General features: G+C 36.5%; 1 protein-coding gene and 1 pseudogene. Both read left to right on the top strand.

What is annotated here, in order from left to right; translation table 11 throughout:
* A pseudogene (locus tag DM84_RS00080) lies at positions 1–225 on the top strand (Rpn family recombination-promoting nuclease/putative transposase); the annotation flags it as partial.
* A gap of 226 nt (positions 226–451) precedes the next feature.
* On the top strand, positions 452–1,668 hold a 1,217-nt coding region (locus DM84_RS00075; RefSeq protein WP_250777319.1), incomplete at its 3' end, for an ankyrin repeat domain-containing protein.

Below are 1,668 nucleotides of genomic sequence, written 5' to 3'. Positions count from 1 at the left end.
GATCTACGGAAAGAAGAAGGCATCCTAGCTCAAAAACTTGATGATGCTACTGAAAGAGGTAGACAAGAAGGCATCCAAATCGGCGAAGAAAGAGGCAGAAAAAAAAGGGAAATTGAAGTTGCTAAAAACCTACTTAAAGCAGGAGTTTCTATTGATATCATAGCTCAAACTACTGGCCTTTCTAAAGCTGAAATTGTGCAACTCAAAGAGAAAGTCACGAGTTAATTTCAAACCACTTAACTGAACAGATATCGATATTTTGAAGTAAATATAAATAATTAGCCACCGACCAGGGTTTCTTTTGCTTTTTTTCAGCCTTGCTACTCGTTGGCGCCACGTCAGCTAATCACATGGGATTGTGCAATAGATACATTTTAACATAAAAAACTTTACTTTTTGAAATTTTGTATTACGCTCAGGTATAGTTCGCTATTAGTAAGGGGTAGTTATTATGAACAGAGAAGAAGCTTTAGAGATATTAGGCCTTAATCCCAGTGAAGGAGAAATTACAATAGCATATTTAGCTCGTCAATATTATCTTGATAAAGATTTAGGTGAAAGTGAGGATGTGCAAGAGCAAAATGAAGAAAAATTTAAAGAGTTAGGTGCCGCATATAAATTTTTTACTGGGAAAGATGCAAAAGAAGTTACAAATCCAACCGACGAAAATTTAGATGAGATTAATTCTCCTGAAGATCTAAAGTTTTATTTACATATAGCTCTTTTAAGGCAGGATATAGCATTTCTCGAAAAGCTCTTTTCTAAGTTCAAGAGCAATAAATATGAAAGATTTGGTGATTACATTAATGAAAAGCACTCTGAAAATGGTATACCGTTATTTTTTGCTATTTCTTCTGGCAATTTCAATCTTGTAAATTTGTTTTTGAAACATGGTGCAGATCCCAATATATGTGATATAGTTGTCGGGTTTCCCCTATATGAAACATGTCACTTGGGATATGGTAACATTGCAAAACTGCTATTGGAAAAAGATGCAGAGCTAAATGTACAAAGTGAAGATAGTAAATCTCTGTTATGTTGGGCGTGTTATCAAGGATATGGTGACATTGTAGAACTGCTCCTGGAAAAAGGTGTTGATCCTAATATACGAGATGAATATGGCGATGTTCTATTACATGAAGCGTTTTATAGAGAGCATTATAATGCTGCAGAAATGCTCCTAAAATATGGTGCTGATCCTAACATACAAAATAGACACGGTGAATTCCCATTACATGAAGCGTCTTATAAGGGACATGATATAGTCGTAAAACTGCTCTTGAAGCATCGTGCGGAACCTGATGTACGAGGTAAATATGATAAGTCTCCACTACATGAAGCGTGTTACGAAGGACATAACGGCATTGCGGAACTACTCTTGGAGCATAAAGCAAATCCCGATGTACGAAATAAATGTGGTGACACTCCACTGCATGCAGCGCTTTCTCAAAAGCATTATAGTGCTGTAGAACTACTTTTGAAACATGGTGCTGACCCTAATGTACGCAATGGGGATGGTGTATTTCCATTGCACGAAGCGTATTCTAGAGGGTGTGATAGTGTTGTAAAACAGCTCTTGGAGCATGGTGCAAATCCTAACATACAAAATAAATATGGTGAGTTTCTGTTATATGAAGCGCTTTCTGAAAAACGTGATAGCATTGTAGA

The sequence above is a fragment of the Wolbachia pipientis genome (assembly GCF_023661085.1).
Taxonomy (GTDB): Bacteria; Pseudomonadota; Alphaproteobacteria; order Rickettsiales; family Anaplasmataceae; genus Wolbachia.
The sequence above is the reverse complement of the archived record's forward strand: the minus strand, read 5'-3'. Positions and strand labels throughout refer to the sequence as shown.